This is a genomic window from Pseudomonas sp. 43(2021), assembly GCF_017490805.1.
In the GTDB taxonomy this organism is placed as follows: Bacteria; Pseudomonadota; Gammaproteobacteria; order Pseudomonadales; family Pseudomonadaceae; genus Aquipseudomonas.
The window spans coordinates 1-552 of sequence record NZ_JAFGYJ010000215.1 but is presented as its reverse complement, the minus strand read 5'-3'; the positions used below and the strand labels follow the sequence as shown (position 1 = coordinate 552).

At 61.8% G+C, this 552-nt stretch carries 1 protein-coding gene; it reads left to right on the top strand.

From position 1 onward, the window contains the following. On the top strand, nt 1–551 hold a 551-nt coding region (locus J5M71_RS26825), incomplete at its 5' end, for a flagellar basal body rod C-terminal domain-containing protein (RefSeq protein WP_279382383.1). Nucleotide 552 lies beyond the last annotated feature (1 nt).

Sequence of the window (552 nt, the reverse complement as noted above, 5' to 3'; positions counted from 1 at the left end):
CCCTGGTCGACGCCAAGGGCGGGACGCTGGGCACCGGCACCATCGTCCCTGGCCAGTCGAACACGCTGAATTTGAAGGTCGGCATCGTCGATGCCAGCGGCAACCCGGTGATGGACACTACGGTCACGCCGAACGTACAGAAGACCTTCACCGTGCAGACCACCGTGGGCGGCACGCCGAAAACCGGCGAGACCTTCACCATGAACCTGACCGGCGCGGCGTCTTCGGACAACCGCAACGCCCAGGCACTGGTCGCATTGCAAACCAAACAGACCGTGGACACCGGTTCGGCGAGCAAGGGCATCAGCCTGACCGACGCCTACAACACCCTGGTGACCAACGTCGGTACCAAGACCGCCCAAGGCAAGTCCGACAGCGCCGCGACCACGGCGATTCTGGAGAACGCCAAGGGTGCCCGCGATTCGCTTTCCGGGGTCAACCTGGACGAAGAAACCGGCAACCTGGTCAAGTACCAGCAGTACTACACAGCGTCTTCGCAGATCATCAAAGCTGCGCAGGAAACTTTCGCCACGCTGATCAACAGCCTTTAAG